Source organism: Streptomyces sp. NPDC001858, assembly GCF_053594615.1.
In genome coordinates this window covers 81304-103617 of sequence record NZ_JBSFEV010000021.1, presented here as the reverse complement: position 1 = coordinate 103617, position 22314 = coordinate 81304, and the positions used below count along the sequence as shown (strand labels likewise).

Genomic DNA, 22314 nt, shown 5'->3' with positions numbered 1-22314 from the left:
AACTTTCGCGAAACGCGATGGGAACTCTCTTCGTGGGCGGCGCGATGGCTCTCACGCTCGGCGCGCTCGCCTACCCATCGATGCTCGGACTGGACACAGTGTCCACGTCCACCGACAGAATCATCGCCAACACCCAGTGGGGGCCGCTGACGGAAGGCGACCGCAACTTCGTCGTGGCGGTGCGCGCGGCCGGCCTCTGGGAGCACCCGGTCGGGCTGATCGGGCTCCAGAAGGGGCAGAGCCAAGAGGTCAAGATCGCGAGCCAGCACCTGGTCGACGGTCACGCGGCACTGGACGAGACCTGCCGCAAGATCGCGCCGATGCTGAACGTCACGATCCCCAACGTGGCGAGTCCGCAGCAGGAAGGGTTCGTCGCCACCCTCAAGGCCGACCAGGGCAAGCAGTTCGACATCGACTTCGCCAACATCCTGCGCCAGACGCACGGCTCGATCTTCAACACCGTGGCGAAGATCCGTTCGACGACGAAGAACACGCTGGTGCGCGCCCTGGCCGACCAGGCCAACGACACCGTGCTGGACCACATCACGGTGATGGAGAACACCGGCCTGGTCGACTTCGACACCACGCTGTTCAACCAGACCACCCCGCCGAAGCTGCCCAAGTCGGACATGACCCCGCCGGTCCCGCCCGCCGGTCAGCCGCTGGTCGTCCTGACCCCGCCGCCGAACGCCACGTCCACCCCGGTGGACCTCAGCAAGGCCATCAACGGTCAGCAGCAGCAGCCGCAGGCTCAGTAGGCGGTCTGTCGCTCAACGCTTCACGACAGCCAGGCCGTCGTGTCCGGGGGGAGGGTTCCTTCGAGGACTCCTCCTCCCGGTTCGTGGTCGTCCACGAGCGTGCTGGTGAGGAGTACTTCTCCCGGTGGCAGCGGTACCGGTGCGCTCGACAGGTTCGTGATGCAGCGCCAGGCGACGTCCGAGCGGGCGAAGTACAGCACGCCCGGGGTGTCCGTCGTCGTCGAGAGCCACGTGAGTTCTTCGCCCGACAGCAGTTTGCGGCGCAGGCGCAGGGCCGTCCGGTAGAGCTCCAGCGTGGAGCCTTCCACGCCGCTCTGCGCCTCGGCCGCGTAACGGGCGAAGGACGGCGGCTGCGGCAGCCATGCGCCGCCCGCGCCGAAGCCGTACGACGGTCCCGTCGTCGTCCAGGGCAGCGGGACCCGGCAGCCGTCCCTGCCCTTGCTCGCGTGGCCCGTCTGTTCCCAGAGCGGGTCCTGGAGGGCGTCCACGGGCAGGTCCGCCACCTCGGGCAGGCCCAGTTCCTCCCCCTGGTAGAGGTACGACGATCCCGGCAGCGCCAGCATCAGCAGCGTCGCCGCCCGCGCCCGGCGCAGGCCGGCCCGCTCGTCCACGCGCGGGGCGGCGCCGTCGGAGAGCAGCCAGGCGTTGTCGTCCGTGCCCGGTGGCAGCATCAGCCGTGAGGAGTGGCGGACGACGTCGTGGTTGGACAGCACCCAGGTGGCGGAGGCTCCGACCGCGCGGGCCGAGGCCAGCGACTCGGTGATGACCTCGCGAAGCTGCTCCGCGTCCCAACCGGCCTGCAGATACTCGAAGTTGAAGGCCTGGTTGAGTTCGTCCGGGCGGGCGTAGAGCGCTCGACGGGCTCCCGGGACCCAGGCCTCGGCCACGGCCGTGCGGGGCGGGGTGTAGGAGTCGAGGATCGTGCGCCAGTCGCGGTAGATCTCGTGGACCTCGTCGCGGTCGTAGAAGGGGTGCGTTCCGGGCGGCAGGTGGGACAGGGCGTCCTCGCCGCTCGACTCTGCGCTGCCCAGGTCGCGCAGGGGCTCGGTGAGGTCTTTGGCGAGGGCGTGGGCGACGTCGATGCGGAAACCGTCGACGCCTCGGTCGGACCAGAAGCGGAGGGTGGTGCGGAAGTCCTCGCGGACCTCCTCGTGGGACCAGTCGAGGTCCGGTTGCTCCCGGGTGAAGAGGTGCAGGTACCACTGGCCGTCGGGGATCCGCTGCCATGCGCTGCCGCCGAAGACCGACTGCCAGTCGGTGGGCGGCAGTTCGCCGTCCGGGCCGCGGCCCTCGCGGAAGACGTAGCGGTCGCGGGCCGGGGAGCCGGGGCCGGCCGCCAGCGCCTCCTGGAACCAGGGGTGCAGGTGGGAGGTGTGGTTGGGGACCACGTCGACGATCACCTTCAGGCCGAGCCGGTGGGCCTCGGCGGCCAGCGCGTCGAAGTCGGCCAGGGTGCCCAGACGCGGGTCGACGTCCCGGTAGTCGGCGACGTCGTAGCCGCCGTCGGCCAGTTCGGAGGGGTAGAAGGGCGAGAGCCAGAGTGCGTCCACGCCGAGGGCGGCCAGGTGCGGCAGCCGGTCGGTGACGCCCCTCAGGTCTCCGAGGCCATCGCCGTCCGCGTCGGCGAAGCTGCGCGGATAGACCTGGTAGACGACGGCCTGGCGCCACCAGTCGGAGTGGTGGGAGGAGAAGTCGGTCACGACCGGAAGTCTGTCCAACTTGCCGGGAAAGCGAACGTGCAGGTCATTCGGAGTAGATCATTCCGTACACGGCCGAAGTGCGGTGAAAGTGTGACGGATTCTTGGGCTCTTCGAGGTTTGACGCAGGTTGACAGCGGTCTGACCTGCACACGACGATGTGCTCACACTGTGACGCCCGTTACCAGAGGCACCAGTGTTCCTCCTGAGTTTTCCCCCTGAGTTTTCCTCCTGCCTGCTTCTCCTGCCTGCTTCTCCTGAGTTCTCCTTTCGAGCTCTTCTCCTGATCTGACCAGTCAGCCCTGGCGGCCGCCGAGTAGGCGAGTCGTCAAGAATGGGATTCGCATGTCCATAGCGAGACGTGTCACCGTGCGCCGCCTGCTGGGGACGGGCGCCGCTTCGCTCACCCTGTGCGCCGCCTCCGTCGCCGCCGCGTCCGGCGCCTTCGCCGGTACCGGGACGCCCGGCGGCGACGGCTGGAAGTCCGGCGGCCAGTACCAGCCGGGCACCGGCGCCGGCACCGAGACGGGGACCGACCGCTGCCAGTTCTCGCTCGACGGCAAGAACTTCTTCGACTCCGTGCGGGTCGACGACCAGAACCTCAAGCCGAGCCAGGACGGCAAGATCCACATCACCGTCCGGGCCGCCGCCAACGCCGGCACCTGCACCGCCTCCCTCGCCTCCTACCTCGCCCACGGCGCGACCTTCCGCACCTCCGGCGAGCAGGTCTTCGTCGACTTCGACACCGTGACGGTCAAGCCCGGCCAGACCGACACCCTCGACATCGCCGTGCCCGACGCGGGCTGCTACGCGCAGATCGACCTCTACCGGGGCGCGGTCAAGTTCGACGGCGAGCTCGACGCCAAGGACGGCTTCGTCCACGGCGAGCTGCCCAAGGGGCCGGACCGTCCGGTCATCAAGGACAAGCTGATCGCGGCCTGGAACGGCGGCACGAAGGACTGCACGGTCAACGAGGAGCCGCCGCCGGCCAACCCGCCGGCCAAGCCGCCGACCGCTCCGTCCACGCCGCAGACGCCGTCGACTCCGGCCACGAACACGCCGTCCGGCACTCCCTCCGGCTCGCCGTCCGGCACCCCGCCGCAGGGCACGACGACGTCCCCGTCCCCCTCCGGCTCGACGAGCCCGTCGCCGTCGGCCTCCGAGTCGACGACCGCCCCGGCCCCGACGCCCAACAGCGGTGGCGGCGACCTCGCGGAGACCGGCGCCAACAGCGACACCCCGCTGATCGCGGGCGGCGCCGCGGCGCTGCTGGCGGGCGGCGCGGCCATCGTCGTCGCGACCCGCCGCCGCAAGGCGACCCGCGCCTGACACCTGCTCCCCCCTCGATCGCCCCGGCACGCTCATCGTGCCGGGGCGATCGCGTGTGCGGATCGCGTGTGCGGACGGCGGCCCGAAAACCGGTGGAGCGGCGTCGCCGTGCGCCGCTACCGTGCTGCCCGACCGAGTCGCCTGGGCAAGGACGTGCCGTTGTACACCGTGTGAGACCCCCCGAGTGCTGATCTGTCGCGCGTCGCGCAGTTGCGCCGCGCTGCTTTTTGCTGCGGACTTCTCACTGAAACCGGTGTACTTCTGTGCTCGAAAACTGGGTGGTCATGCCCACCTGCCTGCCGCTCGTGCTGCGCCGTTGCCCTACGTGCGCGTCCGAGCGCTTCCGGGCGAACGGCAAATTCCGCGTCAACGCCCACCACAAACTCCTCGACGCCTGGCTCCTGATGCTCTGCACCGGGTGCGGGGAAACGGCGAAGCTCACGGTCCTGGAGCGGCTGCGGGTGCGCTCCGTACGGCCTGAGCTGCTGGACCGGTTGCACGCCAACGACCTCGGCCTGGCGGCCGAGTTGCTCCAGGATCCGGTCGTACGGCGCCGCAACCGCATCGCCCTCGACTGGGACGAGGCCTGGCGCCTGGACACCGGCGAACCGGACCGGGAAGTCAGAGACGTGATCGATGTATCGGTCCGCTTCGCGGCCCGGATCCCGGTCCGGCCGGTGCGGCTGATCGCCGAAGGCTGCGGTCTTCCACGGGCCGAGGTGGAGCGCCTGATCACTCAGGGCAGTCTCGTCTCCGCGGTCCGGCTGACCGGCAAGCTCTCGGACGACTTCACCTTCACCCTGAAGCGCTGAGCCCTCCTGGCGACGCTGGAGTGCCTCTACGGGCCTTCCAGCGTCGTCAGCCACAGCTTGACGTAGCGCTCCACGTCGACGTCCAACGCCACGTCCACCAGGGCCTGTTCGCGGATGCCGTCGTGGGTCTCGGACTCGCCGTGGCGGGGGCGGCGGTCGACGATCGTCTGGCCGCGGGACGGGCCGGCGGCGAGGGAGACCTCGACCGGGAGGCGTTCGGTGGTCAGGCCCGCCGGGTCGGCCACCGCGCAGACCGCGCCCGCGTCGCCGAGACCGCCGGTGGGGGCCGGGTCGCCGGAGGCGGCCGGGTCACGGTGGGCGAGCAGTTCGCCGGCGAGGCGCAGCCGGGGCTGCGAACTCGCCCGCAGCCGGGCCACGTCCGCCGCCGGGACCAGGACGCGGTTGAACACGTCCAGGCCGTACATCGTGATCGGCACGCCCGCGGTGAGCAGGACCGCCGCCGCCTCCGGGTCGTGCCAGACGTTGAACTCCGCGACCGGGGTGGCGTTCCCGGTCGTCACCGCGCCGCCCATGAACACGATCCGCTCGATGTTGCGGGTCACCTCCGGGTGGGTGCGCAGCAGGAGGGCGATGTTCGTCAGCGGGGCGGTGGGGATCAGGGTGACCGGGCGCGGGGAGGCCAGGATCTCGCGGCGCAGCAGGGTGACGGCGTCGACGTCGACCGGGCGGCGGGTCGGGGCGGGCAGGCCCAGGTCGCCCATGCCGTCCTGTCCGTGCACCGACGCCGAACGGGCGGGCTCGATCAGCGGGCGTTCGGCGCCCCGGGCGACCGGGATGTCCCCGGCGCCCGCGTGCTCCAGCACGGTCAGCGTGTTGCGGACGACCCCGTCCACGTCCGTGTTCCCGGCGACGCAGGTCACCGCCCGCAGGTCCAGGCCGGGATGGCGTACGGCGAACAGCAGGGCGAGGGCGTCGTCGACGCCGGTGTCGCAGTCGATGATCACGGGGATGGGCAGTTCACCGCTCTGCTCGGTCACTTAAGGACTCCTTCCGAACACCGACCCGGTCATCCCCGACCCTATGCGGCCACAACCACCCCCACAGCCCCACCGACCGACTCCCCCGGCCCGATCCGCCTGACGGGTCCCGCGGCCCGATCCCGCAGGCGGGTCCGGCGGCCTGAGTCCGCAGCCCGTCCTGCAACCCGGTCCCACGGCCTGATCCCGCAGGCCGACCCCACGGCCTGATCCCACGGCCTGATCCCACAGCCCGGCCTGCAGGCCGACCCCACAGCCCGGTCCCCCGCCCCGCGCCGCCCCCGCCTCGCCGAGACGGCGGCCGCCCCGCGGCCCGACGGCCGCCCGCCGGACTGTGCGCCCCACTTCCCAACCCCTGCCGGTCGCAGCCGGACCGGCTGCGACCGGCACCGCGTGCCGACCCGGCGACGCACCTCGGCGGCCTGGCACCGCCTCGCCGCGGCCCGGAGCCCGGCCGGTGGGCCGACAGGCCGGTGGCCGGGCGGCCGGGCCGGGGGGCCGGGGGCCGGGCGGCCGGGCCGGGGGGCCGGGGGCCGGTGGGCCGGTGGCCGGGCGGCCGGGCCGGGGGGCCGGGGGCCGGGGGGCCGGGGGCCGGTGGCCGGGCGGCCGGGCCGGGGGGCCGGGGGCCGGGGGCCGGTGGGCCGGGGGCCGGGGGCCGGTGGGCCGGGGGCCCACTCGCTCGCAGCAATGCAGTTAACCCGTACGGACCGCCTCGCTGGTCGGGGCGCAGCTGTGGTGTTGCCGTGGGAGGAGGCGGACCGGGACAGCCCGGCACGACCCCGCGCGCACTTCTGGAGGCAACCCCCGATGAGCCGTCGTACCCTCCTGGCCTCCTCCGCCCTGTTCCTCAGCGTCCTCACCGCCCTCACCGGTTGCGCCACCCTCGGGCTGGAGCACCCCCCGGCCGCCGCGCCCGCCAAGCCCACCGTCGTGCGGTCCTCGGCCAAGCCGACCGCGCCGGCCACCGCGCCCGTGCTCACCGAGGCGCAGGCGCAGGCCGCTCTCATCACCGAGACCGACCTCGGCGCGCCCTGGACCCGCACCCACGGCACGGCCACCTGGCGGGACGGGATGCTGAAGGCCACCACCCCCACCGCCGACTGCCAGAAGCTCCTCGACGACCTCTACGCCGACGAACTGCTCGGCGGCCCCGCCCGCGTGGTCGTCGCACTCGACGACGCCGACGCCGGCGCCCAGCTCCGCTACCAGCTCACCGGCAACCGCCCGGCGGACGTCGACCGCAAGCTGGCCTGGCTGAAGACGATGCCCCAGAAGTGCGCCCGGTTCACGGCGAAGGCGACCGGCGACACCGTGCTGGACGTGCAGGTCTCCGAGCTGCCGCTGCCGGAGGTGGGCGACGTCCGCCAGGGCCTGCGGGTGAGCCTGACCGTCTGGGCGACCGCCGAGGAGAACGGCGGCGACCCGACGGTCCTCACCCTCGACGTCGCCGCCGTCCGCACCGGCGAGGACGCCTTCGCCCTCACCAACGGCGGCCTCGCCGACCCGCCGAACGCGGCGACCCAGGCCGCCGTGCAACTCGGCGTACGGCGGCTCGCGGACGTCCGCAAGCAGGGGCGCGTGCAGGTGTGAACCCGGGAAGCGGCGTCCGCTACGGCTTTTCGTAGGGGTCCGCCGGCTGCTTCACCCGGGTGACCGTCGTCGCGGTCAGCAGCGGCGGCCAGGCCGCGTCGGAGCCGAGCTCGCCCTTCGGCAGCCAGGTTCCGGTGACGGCGACCCAGGTGTCGGCGGGCAGGACGGCGTCGTCCGCGCCCCGGATCTCGACCTTGCCGGTGGTCGCGTCGGCGGCGCAGCAGGTGACGGTCAGACGGGTGACGTACCAGGCGCCGTCGTCGCCGTGGGTGACGAAGCCGGTCAGCCGGACGGTACGGCCCGTCAGCGAGCGTCCGCTGTCGTAGATCGCGCGGGAGCTGAACTCGCCGACGGTGAGCGTCAGCGGGTTCCCGGCCGGGAGCGCCGGGAAGGTGCCGACGCCCTGCGCGGCCCGCTGGGCGGCTTCGCGGCCGGCGCTGTAGGAGCCGAGGGCGGGGGGCGGGAAGAGGAGGAGGGCGAGGGCGGGGAGGGTGAGCAGCCAGGCCACCCGGGGTCCGGCCGGGCCGTGCGAGTGCCCCTCGTGGCCTGCGTCCTCCTCACTGTGGTCCTCGTGGTCCTCGTGGTCCTCGTCCGGTGTGCGGTGGCGCAGGACCGCCGTCACCAGGCCCAGCAGGACCAGCGCGACCCCGGACAGGATCAGGTACGGCCGTAGGCCCGCCTGCACGTACCGCAGGTACAGCTCGCTGCCGAGGGTGATCCGCAGGACCGCGCCGCCGGTGAGGAGGAGCAGTGCCGCCGGTCCGTACCGCCTCACAGCAGCCACCACCCCACGAGGACGCTGGCGGTCAGGGCGACCACCCAGGTCGCCGACGCGAACCGCACGGCGAAGGACCGGCCGAAGGTGCCCGCCTGGAGGGCGATGAGCTTCAGGTCGACCATCGGGCCCACCACCATGAACGCCAGCCGCGCGGTGGGCGGGAAGGCGCTGAGGGAGGCGGCGACGAAGGCGTCGGCCTCGCTGCACACGCACAGCACGACGGCCAGCAGCGCCAGCAGCGGCACCGCGAGCCACGGGGACCCGGTGAAGACGTCGAGGACCGAGCGCGGGACGGCGATGTTGAAGGTCGCCGCGGCCGCCGCGCCCAGCACGAGGAAGCCTCCGGCGTGCAGGAAGTCGTGCTGAAGACCGGTGAGGAAGGCGCGGGGGCCCGTGGATTGAATTTCCGCTCCGGCGGCCGTCCGCGGCTTCGGCAGCCGCAGCCACTTCTCCTTCCCGAACCGCGCCCACAGCCAGCCCATCACCACGGCCGTGCCGAGCGAGGCGAGCAGCCGGGCCAGGACCATCTTGGGCTGCCCGGGGAACGCGATCGAGGTCGCGACGAGCACGACCGGGTTGATCGCGGGCGCCGAGAGCAGAAAGGCGAGGGCGGCCGCCGGGGCGACCCCGCGCCGCATCAGGCTCCCGGCCACCGGCACGGAGGCGCACTCGCAGCCGGGCAGCACCACCCCCGCGATCCCCGCGACCGGCACGGCGAGCGCGGGGTTGCGCGGCAGGAGCCGACGGAACACCCGCTCCGGGACGAACGCGCCGATCGCCGCCGACACGACCGTCCCGAGGAGCAGGAACGGCACGCCCTGGACGGCGATCGCGGTGAAGACCGTCCACCAGGCCGCCACCGGCGGGGTGTAGAGGTCGAGCGCGAGCAGCGGTCCGAGGACGGACACGACGGTGGCGATGGCGAGCAGCGCGGCGCCGCCCAGCACGGCGTACACGAACGCGCGCACGGCGAGCCGCAGGCCGTCGGCGACAGTCCGTTGGTTGTACACCCGCGGCACGCTAGCGACGACGGCTGTGCGTCACGTCAGACTTTCCGGAGAGCTTGCTGTGCGGGCGTCTGTGTGCGACCTAGGGCCTCACTACATCCACTTGAACAAGTTACTGCTGACGTAGATGCCGTCCGCCATGTACATGTGCTCGCAATAGGCGCCTTGCCCCGAAGCGATGATGAACCTCATAGCCACATCGCATTTGTCAATGCTGGGGTAGTTTTTCACAAGCTGCCAGCTTGCCGCCGCCGAGGCGTCGGCGGACGCCTGCGGGGTGGCGGCAGCGACGAACCCGAGGACCGCGACGGCCGTAAGGCCGGCGGAAGCGATCTTTCGCTTGAGCTTCATTGAACTGATCCTTAACGAAATGCGGAAATAGAGGAGTTGCACCTGGCAACACCCTCATCGTGGGTATCGGCATGGAGACACCGGACGCCCAACTGCCGTAACAGCCACGGTGCATGACGTGGATCACGCTGGAGGGTCGGCTACAGCGGGGGTTGGGCCGGGGCCGGGCCCAGGGTGGTCGTGCCGGGGGCCGTGCGGTGGCCGAGGCCGGTGCGGTAGGCGTCCAGGGCGGCCTCGACGCGGCCGGTGCGGCGCAGCAGGTCGCCCAGCAGGCGGCACAGGTCGGCGAGGTCGCCCGCCGCGCCCGCGCGCTCCAGGACGCTGAGGGCGCGCACATAGTGCTCCTCGGCGGCCTCCGTGTCGCGGGCGTCCTCGGCGATGATGCCGAGCAGCCGGTGCGCGCCCGCGGAGTGCACCGCGCCGCGCTCGGGGGAGAGGTCCCCGAGGACGTCGTTCAGCAGGGCGGCGGCCTCGTCGGACTTGCCCCTGCGGTGCAGTACGTCGGCCAGTTCGACGGCGACCTGGCTGCTGTAGAGCGCGGCGCGCTGGGCCGAGAGCATGGTCTGCGCCTGCTTCAACTCGTCCTCGGCGCGCTCCAGTTCGCCGTTCTGCGCGTAGACGTAGCCGCGCATCCAGTGGCAGTTGGCGAGTTCGGTGCGCAGCTGGAGCTGGCGGTACAGCTCGGCGGCCTTGGCCAGCGAGGCGTCGGCCTCGGCCAGGCGGCCCTCGGCGAGGAGAGTACGGGCGACGGAGCGGTGCATCCGGGCGACGAGCGCGGGGTCGCCGACCTGGGGCGCGAGGGCGAGGGCGAACTCGGCGGCCTGTGCGGCGCGGGCCGCCGCGCCCATGTCCATGTACGGGCCGATGACGGAGGCGTACAGCAGCAGCAGCGCGTCCGGGTCGTGCAGTCCGCCCCGGTTGAGCTCGTCGAGCGTGGACTCCAACAGGTAGACGGCGTATCGGAGTTCACCCGCGAGGTAGTGGGAGACGGCGCGTCCGCGCAGGGCGGGGACGCGGGCGGTGAGCGGGGCGTCGGCGAGACGGTTCTCGGCGCGCTCGAAGCAGCTTCGGGCCGCCTCCAGGTCGCCCGTTTCGAGCCCGCACTCGCCGAGGCCGAGCAGTGCGGTGGCCTGTTCCTCGGCCAGGCCGTGCTGCTCCGCCTCCGCGAGCAGCTCGGTGTACTGCCGGGTGGCCTCCTCGGCGTCGCCGGTGGCCAGCGCCCGCTGGGCCTCGGTGAGCCGCAGCCGCAGGTCGGTGACGAGCCGGGCGGGCCGGCCGGTCGCCAGCTCCTCGAAGTCGACGCCGAGCCGTTCGGCGATGTGCTTGAGCGCCTCGTCGGAGGGCCGCACGCGGCCCGCCTCCAGGGTGGACACATAGGCAGGGGTGTAGGTCGGCTCGGCCAACTGCCGCTGCGTCAGGCCTCGTTCGACGCGCAGCCGCTGCACCCGGCGGCCGACGACCTCCGGTTCGTCCCGCTCTCCCACGTTCGACTCCCCCAACTCCCCCTGTGCCTCTTGCCGTTGGACTATCTCAGCCCCTAGGTTAAACAGCGAGTTAAGCACGCTTAATGGCTTGCTGACGTGAGTATCGCAGTCGCCGACGTTGCGAGGTAGCCGTGCCCGGACGCACAGCCGCACGCCCTTCCGCGCCCTACGTCAGGGCCGTCGCCGCAGCGCTCCTGGCTGTCACGGCCCTGATCACCGCGGCCAACGCGGGCCCGGCCAGAGCCACGGCCACCGACGACCCCACCCCGGCCTCACATCAGCCGGCGGAGCGCCGCTAGGCGCTCCGCTGGAGGTGCCGCGATGTGCCGTCGTTTTGCCGCAGCGCCGTCGTGGCTGGTCGCGCCCGCGCGGCGGAGCCGCAAATGTGAGCGCCCCGCGCCCCTTCAGGGCGCAGCCGACCTCGCCCGACCCGCTCAGGGCGCCGGGGCGCTCCACCGGAAGTGCCGCGAGGTGCCGTCGTTCCGCTGCCGCGCCGTCGTGGCTGGTCGCGCCCGCGCGGCGGAGCCGCAAATGTGAGCGCCCCGCGCCCCTTCAGGGCGCTCTCAGGTCGCGCTCAGCTGTCGTAGTTGCTGGTGGACGTGGTCCAGGGCGCCCTCGCGCCGGCCGGGCACTCTGGCCCGCAGCTCGGCGAGCGCCGGGCCGAGCTCGCGGGCTCGGGCCGCGCTGTCGATCCGCCCCCACTGGTGGTGCGCCCGGTCCACGGCCGCCTCCACGGCGGGCGCGTCGAACGGCTGCCCCACCTCCAGCCGGACGACGGCGACGGCCATCCACGTCCGGCAGCTCCGCTCGGCGTCCCCGGCGAACATCGCCAGATCCGCCCGGACCTCGGCCCAGTGCAGGGCCTCCTCGGACCCCCGCCCATGGGCGACCACGGCGGCCTGCTCCCAGCGCGCGGCGAGGGAATCGGCATCGGCGTGCCGCCCGGCCTGCACGGCGCCGGAGATGGCGGTATGCGGATCGGCGACCTGGTCCTTCAGCCGGTCTGGGGCCGACGGCACGGACAGCACCAGGTCCGCCGTCTCGCCCTCCCCCGCGAGTCGAGCGAGCGCGGCGTGATGCAACCGCGAGATCTCCGGCCGCTCCCCGCTGCGCAGTATCGTCGCGACCGCCTTCATGTAGGACGGCGCCGCGATCCCCCGCCGCCCCGCAGGGGGAGGCGCGACCCGCCCGTACACGGCGGCCCCGGGCCCGCAGTCCAGCGCGTTCGCGCCCAGCCACTCCCAGGCCTCGGGGTCCGCGTGCAGATCGAGCACGATCGTCGTGGACCCGGCCGCCCGCAGCCGCAGCTCCTCCCGGAACCAGTGCCACGGCAGCGCCGTGTACCGCACGGTCGACGGCGTCGTGCGCGCCAGCGCGAGATGCGGCAGCCGCTGGCGGCGGTCGAGGTGCAGCTGTCCGGCGACGAACAGGGTCAGCGGTCCGGGCGCCGCCGCCGCGGCCCGCAGCCGCGTCAGCACGGCCTGCGGCTCCAGCGGATCGGCGAGCTCGACGACGTTCGCGGTGTCGGCGCCGGCCAGCACGGAGGGCGACACGGCCGCCAGCACGGGGAGCACCGAGGCCGCGTCCACCAGACGCCCCTTGCCCATGGGCGAGGCCGCGAGCACCAGCACGGTTCCGGTCATGGTCCCCTCCCCTGTCGATCACGTACGTCAGCACGGTAACCGCTGCTGCTGCAAAGGGAGGTCTCAGGCCTGCAGCCGCCGGACGGCGAAAACGGTCGTGTCGTCGTCGAGACGCCCCCCGCAGTGCCGCAGCGTGCCGTCCCGCACGAAGACGACCAGGCGGCCCGGTTCGGCGTCGCGCGGATCGCGGGCGACGGCCGCCGCGACCTCCTCGGCCAGCGGATAGAACTCCCCGGCGCGGTCCCGTGCCTCGGTCACCCCGTCGGTGACGAGCAGCAGCGTCTCACCGGGGGCGACGGCCACCCGCAGGACCGGCGGCAGCGGCCGCGGCCCGTCCTGCGGCTCGACGAGCTCGCCGAGCCCGAGCGGCAGCCGGTCGCCGTTCGGCAGCACCCGTACCGCGCCGGCCGCCCCGCCGACCGCGAGCACCGGCTCATGCCCGAACCCGACGATCTCGACGGTCTCCACGTCCGCCCCCACCTCGCCCTCCTCCCGGACCGGGAAGCCGATGAGCACGGCGGTCGCGAAGCGGTCGCCGTCCGCCCGGCCGAGGGCCACCGTGTGCTGACGATGCCGTCGCATCCGGGTCTCCAGCCGCGCGGCGACTACGCCCAGGTCCGCCTCGTGGTACGCGGCCTCGCGGAACGTGCCCAGCAGCGCCGCCGCCGTCTCCACCGCGCCCAGCCCCTTGCCCTGCACATCGCCGAGCAGGACGCGGGTGCCGTGCGGGCCGGGCTGGATGTCGTAGAAGTCGCCGCCCATCCGCGCGTCGGCGTCGGCCGCGAGGTAGGCCGCCGCGTGGTCGAGGCCGCCCCAGCCCGGCGGCAGCGGGCGCAACACCGTACGGCGGGTCGTCTCGGCGACGTCCATCATGTGCAGCATCCGCCGCTCGGCGCGCACCCGGACCGCCGCGGCCAGCACCGACAGCAGCCCGCCGACCAGCACCAGGACGAAATCGGCGGGGCCCTCCCGGTACTCGGAGGGCCAGGTGGCGTCGCTGGTCGTGTAGGCGAGCAGGGCGAGCCCCGCGAACAGCGCCGTCGTCCAGACCCCGCACAGCGCGGAGGCGATGGCGGCGACGAACACACACCACGAGACGATCCGGAACTCACCGGTGGTGTTGAAGTCGGCGTAGGTGATGACGACGAGCACGAGCAGCGGCACCAGCCACGTGATGCTGCGGCCCTTGATCTGGAGCAACTGGTGACGTTGCAGGACGTCCCGGCGCCGGACCCGCGGACGACGACGGTCCATGGGACGAGCGAAACACGCCCCGCGACCGCCCGCATCCGGGAACCCCGCCCCGGGCTAGCTCGTCGCCCGACTTGCCAGCGCACCGCCCCAGGTGTGCCCTGGAGGGAAGGCGGGACGAGGAGAGGAGTGCTCCCATGGCTCATGCGGCGCCCACGCCGGCAGTGCCGGCCGTGCGGAACCCGTTCGCCCGACCACGCACACCCGACGTGTTCAGCGAACGGTTCCATCAGAACGCCCAGCGGTCGACGGCCGTGGTACTGGGGCTGGTCTACGGCTACTGGGTCGCGGCCAACAACCGCTCCGGCGGCCCGATCACCGGCTGGAACCTCCTGCTCGGCTTCGTGAGCGCGTTCGTGTTCGCGGCCCTGTACCTGGTCATCCACTCCCTGGCCCCCCACATGCGGCGCGAACTGCACGCCTTGCTGTGGACGGCCTTCACCGGCTGCGCCTTCGGCTTCCTGTACGCCCAGACCGGGGCGTCCGTCCTGCGGGCCACGGGCATGTCGCTGGCGGTCTCGGCGATCACCCTGGTCACGCTCTTCTACCGCTACTACACGCGCGAGGACGGAGAGGGACACCGCGTCCGCTGACCACTCCTCACACGGGCCCCGGCGTTGTACGCCGGGGCCCGTGCATTCCCTCATCCCTCCACTCACCGGCCGGCCGGGATCCGCTCCCAGCCGTCCGACGAGGTCTCTCCCCCAGAACCAGGAAACACCCGTTCGGCCGAACCCTCCACCGGAACATGTCACGGCGCGCCACCCGTACGGCCGCGACGGGCTCGCGCTCCGCGCCCCGACCCCGTTGCCTTGAGGCGTGTCCCGAAGCCTGCGGACCGCTCTCTCGGCCGCCCTCATCGCGCTGTCCTGCCTGTTCGTGCCGTTCGGCGCGCTCGCAGCCTGGGCGGCCTACGGCCTCACCGACACCCGCGGCTATGTGACGACGATGGCCCCGCTCGCCTCCGACCCGGCCGTGCGGGACGTCGTCGTGGACACGGTGGGTGACGGGGTGGCCCGCGAGTCCGGGCTGAACCCGGTGTTCCTGCGGGAGGCGGTCCGCTCGTTCACCGCGACCCGCGCCTACCGCAGCGCGTGGGACGCGGGCAACGAGGCGGCGCACACGGCGGTGATGCACGCCCTCCGCGACGACGGCCACGAGGGCCGCGGCGGACGCGGCGGGCGCGAGGGGCGCGCCGAGGAGCCGGTCACCGTCGACCTGGCGACCGTCACCGCCCCGCTCAAACACCAACTGACGGTCGATCACGTGCCGTTCGCCGACCGCATCACCGTCGAGCACACGCGCGTGGCGCTGCTCCCCTCCGAGGACCTGGCCGCACTCCGGAAGGGCTATCGCGTGCTGGACGTGGCCGGTTTCTGGCTTCCCCTGGCGGCCGTCGTGTTCGCGGTGGCCGGGATCGCGGTCGCGGCCTGCCGGCGCCGGGCGATCACCGCGACCGCCCTCGGGACGGCCCTGGGCGGCGCGTTCCTGGGCCTCGCGGTCGCCGTCGGCCGCCGGTTGACCCTCGCCGACCTCCCCGACCCGGCCCACCGCCCGGCCGCGGGCGCGGTCTACGACGCCCTCACCGCCACCCTGCGCACGGCCTCCTGGCTGCTGCTCGCGGTGGGCCTGACGGTGGCGGCGGCGACCTGGCTCAGCCGGCCCGGTTCCCCGCCGGCCCGGCTGCTGCGACGGCGGCGAGGGTCCGCAGCGCCCGCGCAAGCTCCGGGGGCGGAGCCGACGCAAGTCCGAGCCTGACCGCGTCCGGCGTGCGATGCGGGTCGACGGCGAAGGCGGTGCCCGGGGTGACGGCGATGCCGTGCGCGGCGGCAGCGGCCGTGAAGGTGTCCGCCCGCCACGGCGCGGGCAGCTCCCACCAGGCGAAATAGGCGCGCGGATCCGTGCGGACGGTGAACCCCGCGGGGTGCCCGACGAGGTGCTCGGCGAGGATCGCCTGCCGCCGGGCGACGTCCGCCCGCTTCTCCTCGACGAGCCGGCGCACCACCCCGTCGCCCGTCCACCGCACGGCCGCCTCCACCGCGAACCGCCCCGCGCTCCAGCCACCGGACCGCACCGCGGCCCCCACCGCCTCCGTCCGCTGCTCGGGCACGACGAGCAGCCCGACGGTCAGCCCGGGCGCGACCCGCTTGGACAGCCCGTCGACGACATGGGTGAGCCCGGGGGCGTGCACGGCGAGCGGCACGGCGTCCGGGTGGAGGAACGACCAGATGCGGTCCTCGACGACGGGCAGCCCCGACGCGACGACCAGCCGCCCGAGTTCGTGCCGCCGCCGCTCGCTCATGGTCGCGGCCGTCGGGTTGTGCAGGGTGGGCTGGAGGTAGAGGGCGGAGAGGGGCGCGGCGCGGTGGAGGGCGGCGAGGGCGTCCGGTCGCACGCCCTCCGCGTCGCCGGGCAGCGGCACGAGCACCAGCCCCAGCCGCCCGGCGATCTCCTTGACCAGCGGATACGTCAGTTCCTCCACGCCGACCCGGCCGCCCGGCCGGACCAGGGAGGCGAGGGCCGCGGCGATGGCCTGACGGGCGTTGCCGGTGAAGAGGAGCCGGGCGGGGTCCGGCCGCCAGCCGGGGAGGGCGAGGAGTTCGGCGGCGGCCTCGCGGGCGGCCACGGTCCCGTCGGCGGCGCCCGGTCGCATCGCCTCGGTCAGCGCGTCGGCCCGCAGCAGCGGCGCAAGGGAGGGCGCGAGCAGCTCGGACTGGCCCGGCACGGCCGGGTAGTTGAGCTCCAGGTTGACGGGCGTGGCGGTGGCCGACTCGATGAGCGCGCGCCCCTGCGGCACGCCCGGCGCGGCCCGCACGAAGGTGCCCCGGCCGACCTCCCCCACCACCAGCCCGCGCCGCACGAGTTCGCCGTAGACGCGTCCGGCCGTGGAGGGCGCGATGCGGTGCCGGCGCGCGAACCAGCGCTGCGGGGGGAGCCGTTGGCCGGGGCGGAGCCGACCGGCCGTGATGTCGTCGGCGATGCGGTCGGCGATGGACCGGAAGTCAGACCGGAAGTCACCCACCTCCCCGCCCTCCTCTCTCCGATGATTCTCTGAATCTTTGACTCTCTGGGATTGCACCGAGGGCAAAGATCTTATTGCACCGAGGATTTGGGCCGCCCTAGTGTCGATCGCATGGCGCTTCCGCTACCACTTCCGCTTCCCCTGGTCCTCGTCCACGGCCACCCCTTCGACCACACGATGTGGAACCCGCAGATCGAGGCGTTCTCGCCGACCCGCCGGGTGATCGCCCCGGACCTGCGCGGCTACGGCGCCTCCCCGGCGGCGGTCCCCGGCATCACGCTGCTCTCCGACTTCGCGCAGGACATCGCGTCGCTGCTGGACGAGCTGGAGGTGGAGACCTTCGTGCTGGCCGGTCTGTCGATGGGCGGCCAGATCGCCATGGAGTGCTGTGCGCGGCTCGGCGACCGCGTCCGGGGCCTGGTCCTCGCCGACACCTTCGCCGAGCCGGAGACCCCCGAGGGCCGCCTCGCCCGCAACGCCATGGCCGACCGGCTGCTGGCGGAGGGCATGACCGGCTACGCCGACGAGGTCCTGGAGAAGATGGTCGCCCCGTACGCCGACCCGGCCGTCAAGGCGCATGTGCACCGCATGATGACGGCCGCCTCCCCCGAGGGCGCGGCGGCCGCCCTGCGCGGCCGGGCCGAACGCCCCGACTACCGGCCCCTGTTGACCCGGATCACGGTCCCCGCGCTGGTCGTGGTCGGCGAGGACGACGAGTACACCCCGGTGTCGGACGCGGCGGCGATGCACGCGGCGCTCCCCGACTCCACGCTCCATGTCGTCGCCCGCGCGGCCCACCTGCCGAACCTGGAGCGGGCGGCGGAGTTCAACAAGGTGCTGGCGGACTTCCTGGCGAAGGTCGAAGCGAACATCGAGGCGAACGTCGAGGCGTAGGTAGCCTGGCCGGGATGCGTTCGACACGCGTGCGGCTGCTGGGCGCCTGGTGCGCGGGGCTGCTGCTGGCCGGGGTGAGTGTGGTCGTCGGGTGTCGGGTCGCCGACGCCGACGGCGTCACGCCCGTGCCGCAGCTGCTGGCCTTCCTGCCGTGGCTGATCGTGCCCACCGGGGCCGGGATCCTCGTCACGCTGCTCGCCCGCTGGTGGACCGGGCTGGTGTGGGGGGCCGTCGTGCTCGGGCTGCTCGCCTGGTTCGTGGAGCCGTACGGGACCGGCGACGAACCCGGGGGACCGGCGCTGGCCCGGCTGCGGGTGCTGACGTCGAACGTCGAGTTCGGGTGGGCGACCGACGCCCTGATCCCGGTGGTCCGGCGCGAGCGGCCGGACCTGGTGTTCGTGCAGGAGTGCGAGTACACCTGCCAGGCGGCCGTCCGGACCCGGCTCGGCGGCGCGTACCCCTACCGGCAGGCCGTGCCCGGGGAGAGCTCCGTCGGCTCGGTCGTCCTCAGCCGGTTCCCGCTGACGGCGGCGCGGGCCGTGCCCGGCGAGATGGGGATGCCGGGGGCGGTCGCCGACGTCGACGGACGGACCGTACGGCTCCAGCTCGCGCATCCCAAGCCGCCGCTGCCCGGCCAGGTGCCCGTGTGGCAGCGGGAGCTGGGGCGGCTGCGCGACTTCGCCGCCGCCCACCGGGACGGTCCGCTGATCCTCGCCGGGGACTTCAACGCCTCCCAGGACCACGCCGTCTTCCGCCGCATCCTGGACACCGGGCTGCGCGACGCGGCCCGGCTCGCCGGCGCGGACCGCGAGCCCAGCTGGCCGAGCCGCACCACGCCCGCGTTCGGCGCGCAGATCGACCACGTCCTCGTCTCGAAGCAGTTCGCGGCGAGCGACGCCCGCTTCCTCCACCTCGACGGCACCGACCACCGAGCGCTGCTCGTGACCCTCACCCTGCACGAGGCCTGACGGCCCGGACGACGGCGAGAGCCCTGAGCAGGTCGGGCGAAGTCGGCTGCGGTTCGGTAGCGCCCTGAAGGGGCGCGGGGAACTGCGCGACCGGCCACGATGGCGCCGCAGCGGAACGACGGCGCATCGCGGCAGATCGCGGCACTTCCGGCGGAGCGCTCAGCGACCGATGTCGTCGCCGTCCTTGCGCCAGACGGCCACGACGGCCGGGCGGACGTACTTGCCGGCGCCGTCCGGCCAGGCGCTGGCCGGCTTGTCGACGGTCGCGCCGTCGATCTCGCCCGGGTGCTGCACGGCGACGAGGACCCGGCGGTCCTGGATCAGCGGACCGCAGGTCTCCGCGCCCTTGGGCACGGTCAGGAACTGCTTGAGCTCACCGCGCCGCGGACCCGTGGTGGCCACGCCGAAGAGCCCGTCGTGCGAGCCGAGCTGGGCGCCGTCGGTGGATATCCACAGGTTGCCGTACGGGTCGAAGGCCACGTTGTCCGGGCAGGAGATCGGGCTGACGTCGTCCTTCGGGAAGCCCGCGAAGTAGGTCGCCGGGTCGTCGGGATCACCGGCGACCAGGAACAGCGACCAGGCGAAGGCGAGGCTCTCCGGGCGGTTGCGGGCCTCGGTCAGCTCCAGGATGTGCCCGTGCTTGTTGGCGTTGCGCGGGTTGGCCTCGTCGGCCTTGGCGTTCGCGCCGACGCCGCGGTTGGTGTTGTTGGTCAGCGCGACGTACACCTTGCCGCTGACGGGCGACGGCTCGATGTCCTCGGGCCGGTCCATCTTCGTCGCACCCACCTTGTCGCCGGCCAGCCGCGTGAAGACGAAGACCTCGTCCGCGGTCATGCCCTCGACGTGGCTGACGGCGCCCTTGGCGGTGGCGGTGGCGATCGGGATCCACTCGCCGCTGCCGTCGAACTCGCCGTCGGCGGGCAGCTTGCCGGTGCCGTCGATCTCGATGGCTGGGGAGTCGCCGGTCAGCCTGGCGACGTACAGGGTGCCCTCGTCGAGCAGCGACAGGTTGTGCTCGCGCACGGCCCGGCTCGACCCCTTCTTCATGCGCTTGCTGCCGACGAACTTGTAGAAGTAGTCGAACCGCTCGTCGTCGCCGGAGTAGACGACCGGCCGCCCGTCGGAGGTCATCCGCACGGTAGCGGCCTCGTGCTTGAACCGGCCGAGCGCGGTGTGCTTGCGGGGAGTGGAGGTCGGGTCATACGGATCGAATTCCACGACATACCCGAACCGGTGCACCTCGTTGGGCTCCTGGGCGACGTCGAACCGCTTGTCGAACCTCTCCCACTTGCGCTCGGTGGCTCCGGTCCCGATCCCGTAACGCTTGTCGGTGGCCCGGCTGCTGTTGGCGAAGTACTGGTTGAAGTTCTCCTCGCCGTGCAGCGTGGTGCCCCAGGGGGTGGTGCCGCCGGAGCAGTTGTTGAGCGTGCCGAAGACCTTGCGGCCGGTCGGGTCGACGGAGGTCTTCAGCAGGTCGGACCCGGCGGCGGGCCCGGTCAGCCGGAACTCGGTGGTCGCGGTGACCCGCCGGTTGAGGTGGTGGCGCGGGACGGCGGTCAGCTTCCCGGTCCGACGGTCCTCCTCGACGACGACGGCGGCCAGCCCGTGCGCCGCCCAGGCGACCTCGACCTGCTGCCGGGTCGGGTTGGCGGCGTCGTAGCCGCGGAACATGAGGATCTCGTCGGTGTACTCGTGGTTGGCGACGAGCAGCTGCCGGTCGCACTCGCCCGGGAGCGGCAGCAGCGCCAGGAAGTCGTTGTTGTACCCGAACTGACCGGCCTGCGCGGCGGCGGTCTGGTTCTCCGGGTCGAAGGCGGGAGCGCCGCGCAGAATGGGCTCGCCCCAGCGGATGACGACGTTCTGCGCGTACCCGTCCGGGACGGTGACGGCGTCGAGGGTGTTCGGAGCGACGGAGCTGTAGCGCAGCCCGCGGGCCGCCTTTCCGGCTCCGCCGGGTTTTTTGGTGCCCGGCGCGGCCGCCGCGGCCGGCAGCGCACCGGCGGTCCCGGCGGCGGCCGCGACGGTCACGACGGCGGCGGCGCGCATCACCGTCCGGCGGCCGATGGCCCCGGCGATGACGTCACCGACGTACTCGTTGTCGCTGGTGTTGGGCACCTCGTGGAAACAGGCGTCACCACACCGGAAACGGCAGGTCATGGCGGAGCGACCGCCGGGATGGGACTGGGACGGCGTTCCGATCAACGGCAGAAGCTTGCGCACCTTTAATCTCCCCTTGCATGCCCTTGGTGTGAGCGTGACGGTAGGGGTACGTATGTGCGCAGGCGCTGCCGCAGCGTGAACGAAGGGTGAATCCCAGGCAGCCACAAGGGTGTTGGGCTTGCGCGCAGGGGGCGGGGAGGCGGTATTGACACACCTGGATTCCCCACACTCACCCCTGCCCAAGATCACCACCCAGGGCCGCTAACCTTACGTGTCCGTCCTGGCCAGGGATTTACGGGCATCAACTCATGCGAAGGGTTGCGCATATGGGCATTCTCACTCTCCTGCGGAACGCGTTCGGCAGGTCCCGCAAGGGGCGTCCCGCCGAGGCAGAGGGTGCGGAACAGGTTCCTTCGCAGGAACGAACCGCCGCCCCCGAGGAGCGGGACCACGAAACGCCGGCCCCGAAGCCGGAACCGACGGTCCCGTCCCCGTCCCCCGAACCCACCCCGACCGCCCAGATCCCCGAACCCCGCCCGTCGACCGACGACGAACACGACCTGGTCGCGGCAGCCTTCGACAACGTCTCAGTCCCAAAGCCCACAAGGCCGACCGACGCCGAGACCCCCACCCCCGAGCCGACGAAGAAAGCGACTCCGGCCGCGACTGCACCGCTCCCGGAGGAGGCCGACGCCTCAGAGGCCAAGGTGACGGCTGAGGCCGATGCGAGCCCTGAGGCTGCGACGACGGCCCAAGCCGGGGCGACCGCTGAAGCCGAGGCCGAGGTGACGCCTACGGCGGACGCCGAGGCGAAGGCAGAGCCGACGTCCGAGGAGCCGGCATCGGAGACCCAGGCCGAGGCCGAGGCACCGACGGCGGACGCCGAGGCGGAGCCCGAGCCTGCGGCTGTGGCCGAGGCCGAGGCCGAGTCGACGACCGAGGAGCCTGCGGCGGAAGCCGCGCCGGCCGCCGAGACCGTCGCTGAGGCACCCGCAGAGGCGGCGGCGTCCGAGGAGCCCGCGTCAGAAACGGCGACGGTGGCCGCCGAGACCGAGCCGACGGCGGAGGCCGAGGCACAGCCCGAGCCTGTGGCCGAGGCCGAGGAGCCGACGTCGGCCTCGACGACCGAGGACGCCGAGCCCGAACCGACGGCGGAGGCCACGCCGACCGCCGAGACCGCGGAGCCGACGTCCGAGCCCGAGGCGGCAAAGCCCGCGCCGGAACCGACGGCCGAGACCGCCCCCGACACTGAGCCGGAGGCCGAGACCACCCCCGAGCCCGAGGCTGAGGTCGCCCCGGAGCCGGAGCCGGTCCCGGTTCCCGTCGCCGAGGAACCGTCCGCCGAGCCGGAGGCCGCTCCTGCCGCCGAGGCGGAGCCCGAGGCCGAGGTGTCCCCGGAGCCCGCGCCCGCCGCCGAAGCGAAGCCCGAAGCCGAGGCCGAGCCCGCTGCCGCAGCAAAGCCGGAGGCCACGCCCGCCGCCGAGGCGGAGCCCGAGGCCGAGGTGTCCCCGGAGCCCGCGCCCGCCGCCGAAGCGAAGCCCGAAGCCGAGGCCGAGCCCGCTGCCGCAGCTA

General features: G+C 73.2%; 19 protein-coding genes and 1 pseudogene. 10 read left to right on the top strand and 10 right to left on the bottom strand.

The annotated features are described in order from the left end of the window. The first annotated feature begins 17 nt into the window (after positions 1–17). Positions 18–758, top strand: a complete 741-nt coding sequence (locus ACWCPF_RS26930) for a DUF4142 domain-containing protein (protein WP_451047720.1) — start codon at positions 18–20, stop codon at positions 756–758. Positions 759–778: 20 nt separating this feature from the next. Here the strand turns inward: ACWCPF_RS26930 and ACWCPF_RS26925 are convergent, their stop codons facing one another. Then, positions 779–2458 (bottom strand): glycoside hydrolase family 13 protein, encoded by a 1680-nt coding sequence (locus tag ACWCPF_RS26925; RefSeq protein WP_451047669.1) that lies wholly within the window; start codon positions 2456–2458, stop codon positions 779–781. A gap of 342 nt (positions 2459–2800) precedes the next feature. On the opposite strand from ACWCPF_RS26925, the gene ACWCPF_RS26920 reads away from it, so the two are divergent. Together ACWCPF_RS26920 and ACWCPF_RS26915 are read left to right on the top strand one after the other, a co-directional pair. After that, complete coding sequence (locus ACWCPF_RS26920; protein WP_451047668.1) at positions 2801–3784, top strand: LAETG motif-containing sortase-dependent surface protein; 984 nt, start codon at positions 2801–2803, stop codon at positions 3782–3784. Between the two features lie 284 nt (positions 3785–4068). Next, on the top strand, positions 4069–4596 hold the full coding sequence (locus tag ACWCPF_RS26915; protein WP_451047667.1) for a DUF1062 domain-containing protein: 528 nt from the start codon (positions 4069–4071) through the stop codon (positions 4594–4596). A 26-nt stretch (positions 4597–4622) separates the two neighbouring features. Here the strand turns inward: ACWCPF_RS26915 and ACWCPF_RS26910 are convergent, their stop codons facing one another. Next, on the bottom strand, positions 4623–5594 hold the full coding sequence (locus ACWCPF_RS26910) for a nucleoside hydrolase (RefSeq protein ID WP_451047666.1): 972 nt from the start codon (positions 5592–5594) through the stop codon (positions 4623–4625). 807 nt (positions 5595–6401) lie between these two features. Here ACWCPF_RS26910 and ACWCPF_RS26905 point away from each other — a divergent pair. Continuing rightward, on the top strand, positions 6402–7184 hold the full coding sequence (locus ACWCPF_RS26905) for a hypothetical protein (RefSeq protein WP_451047665.1): 783 nt from the start codon (positions 6402–6404) through the stop codon (positions 7182–7184). Between the two features lie 19 nt (positions 7185–7203). On the opposite strand, the gene ACWCPF_RS26900 is transcribed toward ACWCPF_RS26905, so the two are convergent. From ACWCPF_RS26900 to ACWCPF_RS26885, 4 genes are all read right to left on the bottom strand, one after another. Continuing rightward, positions 7204–7959, bottom strand: coding sequence for a TIGR03943 family putative permease subunit (locus ACWCPF_RS26900; protein WP_451047664.1), 756 nt, complete (start codon positions 7957–7959; stop codon positions 7204–7206). Then, a complete protein-coding gene (locus ACWCPF_RS26895; RefSeq protein ID WP_451047663.1) occupies positions 7956–8972 on the bottom strand; it encodes a permease in 1017 nt (338 codons plus the stop codon). Before ACWCPF_RS26895 ends, ACWCPF_RS26900 begins: the two co-directional genes overlap by 4 nt. A gap of 90 nt (positions 8973–9062) precedes the next feature. Next, a complete protein-coding gene (locus ACWCPF_RS26890; protein ID WP_451047662.1) occupies positions 9063–9320 on the bottom strand; it encodes a hypothetical protein in 258 nt (85 codons plus the stop codon). Between the two features lie 140 nt (positions 9321–9460). After that, complete coding sequence (locus tag ACWCPF_RS26885) at positions 9461–10804, bottom strand: tetratricopeptide repeat protein (protein WP_451047661.1); 1344 nt, start codon at positions 10802–10804, stop codon at positions 9461–9463. Between the two features lie 131 nt (positions 10805–10935). On the opposite strand from ACWCPF_RS26885, the gene ACWCPF_RS26880 reads away from it, so the two are divergent. After that, entirely contained in the window at positions 10936–11103 is a 168-nt protein-coding gene (locus tag ACWCPF_RS26880; RefSeq protein WP_451047660.1) for a hypothetical protein, read from the top strand. A 264-nt stretch (positions 11104–11367) separates the two neighbouring features. Here the strand turns inward: ACWCPF_RS26880 and ACWCPF_RS26875 are convergent, their stop codons facing one another. Together ACWCPF_RS26875 and ACWCPF_RS26870 are read right to left on the bottom strand one after the other, a co-directional pair. Continuing rightward, complete coding sequence (locus ACWCPF_RS26875) at positions 11368–12447, bottom strand: hypothetical protein (RefSeq protein ID WP_451047659.1); 1080 nt, start codon at positions 12445–12447, stop codon at positions 11368–11370. 63 nt (positions 12448–12510) lie between these two features. After that, complete coding sequence (locus tag ACWCPF_RS26870; RefSeq protein ID WP_451047658.1) at positions 12511–13701, bottom strand: PP2C family protein-serine/threonine phosphatase; 1191 nt, start codon at positions 13699–13701, stop codon at positions 12511–12513. Positions 13702–13835: 134 nt separating this feature from the next. Here ACWCPF_RS26870 and ACWCPF_RS26865 point away from each other — a divergent pair, with 134 nt between their 5' ends. Next, a complete protein-coding gene (locus tag ACWCPF_RS26865) occupies positions 13836–14291 on the top strand; it encodes a hypothetical protein (RefSeq protein ID WP_451047657.1) in 456 nt (151 codons plus the stop codon). A gap of 226 nt (positions 14292–14517) precedes the next feature. Further along, a complete protein-coding gene (locus ACWCPF_RS26860) occupies positions 14518–15456 on the top strand; it encodes a hypothetical protein (protein WP_451047656.1) in 939 nt (312 codons plus the stop codon). On the opposite strand, the gene ACWCPF_RS26855 is transcribed toward ACWCPF_RS26860, so the two are convergent. Then, the gene (locus tag ACWCPF_RS26855; protein ID WP_451047655.1) at positions 15353–16720 is read right to left on the bottom strand and encodes an aminotransferase-like domain-containing protein; all 1368 of its coding nucleotides are present in this window, start codon (positions 16718–16720) and stop codon (positions 15353–15355) included. The genes ACWCPF_RS26860 and ACWCPF_RS26855 overlap by 104 nt on opposite strands. Positions 16721–16831: 111 nt before the next feature. Between ACWCPF_RS26855 and ACWCPF_RS26850 the strand changes: the two genes are divergently transcribed. Then, complete coding sequence (locus ACWCPF_RS26850) at positions 16832–17614, top strand: alpha/beta fold hydrolase (RefSeq protein WP_451047654.1); 783 nt, start codon at positions 16832–16834, stop codon at positions 17612–17614. A 14-nt stretch (positions 17615–17628) separates the two neighbouring features. Continuing rightward, on the top strand, positions 17629–18582 hold the full coding sequence (locus tag ACWCPF_RS26845) for an endonuclease/exonuclease/phosphatase family protein (protein ID WP_451047653.1): 954 nt from the start codon (positions 17629–17631) through the stop codon (positions 18580–18582). 159 nt (positions 18583–18741) lie between these two features. Here ACWCPF_RS26845 and ACWCPF_RS26840 read toward each other — a convergent pair whose 3' ends face one another. Then, positions 18742–20802 carry a PhoX family protein gene (locus ACWCPF_RS26840; protein ID WP_451047652.1) on the bottom strand — a complete coding sequence of 687 codons (2061 nt, stop codon included), beginning with the start codon at positions 20800–20802 and terminating at the stop codon, positions 18742–18744. Positions 20803–21068: 266 nt separating this feature from the next. Between ACWCPF_RS26840 and ACWCPF_RS26835 the strand changes: the two are divergent. Beyond that, positions 21069–22314: pseudogene (locus tag ACWCPF_RS26835) on the top strand (VWA domain-containing protein); the annotation flags it as partial.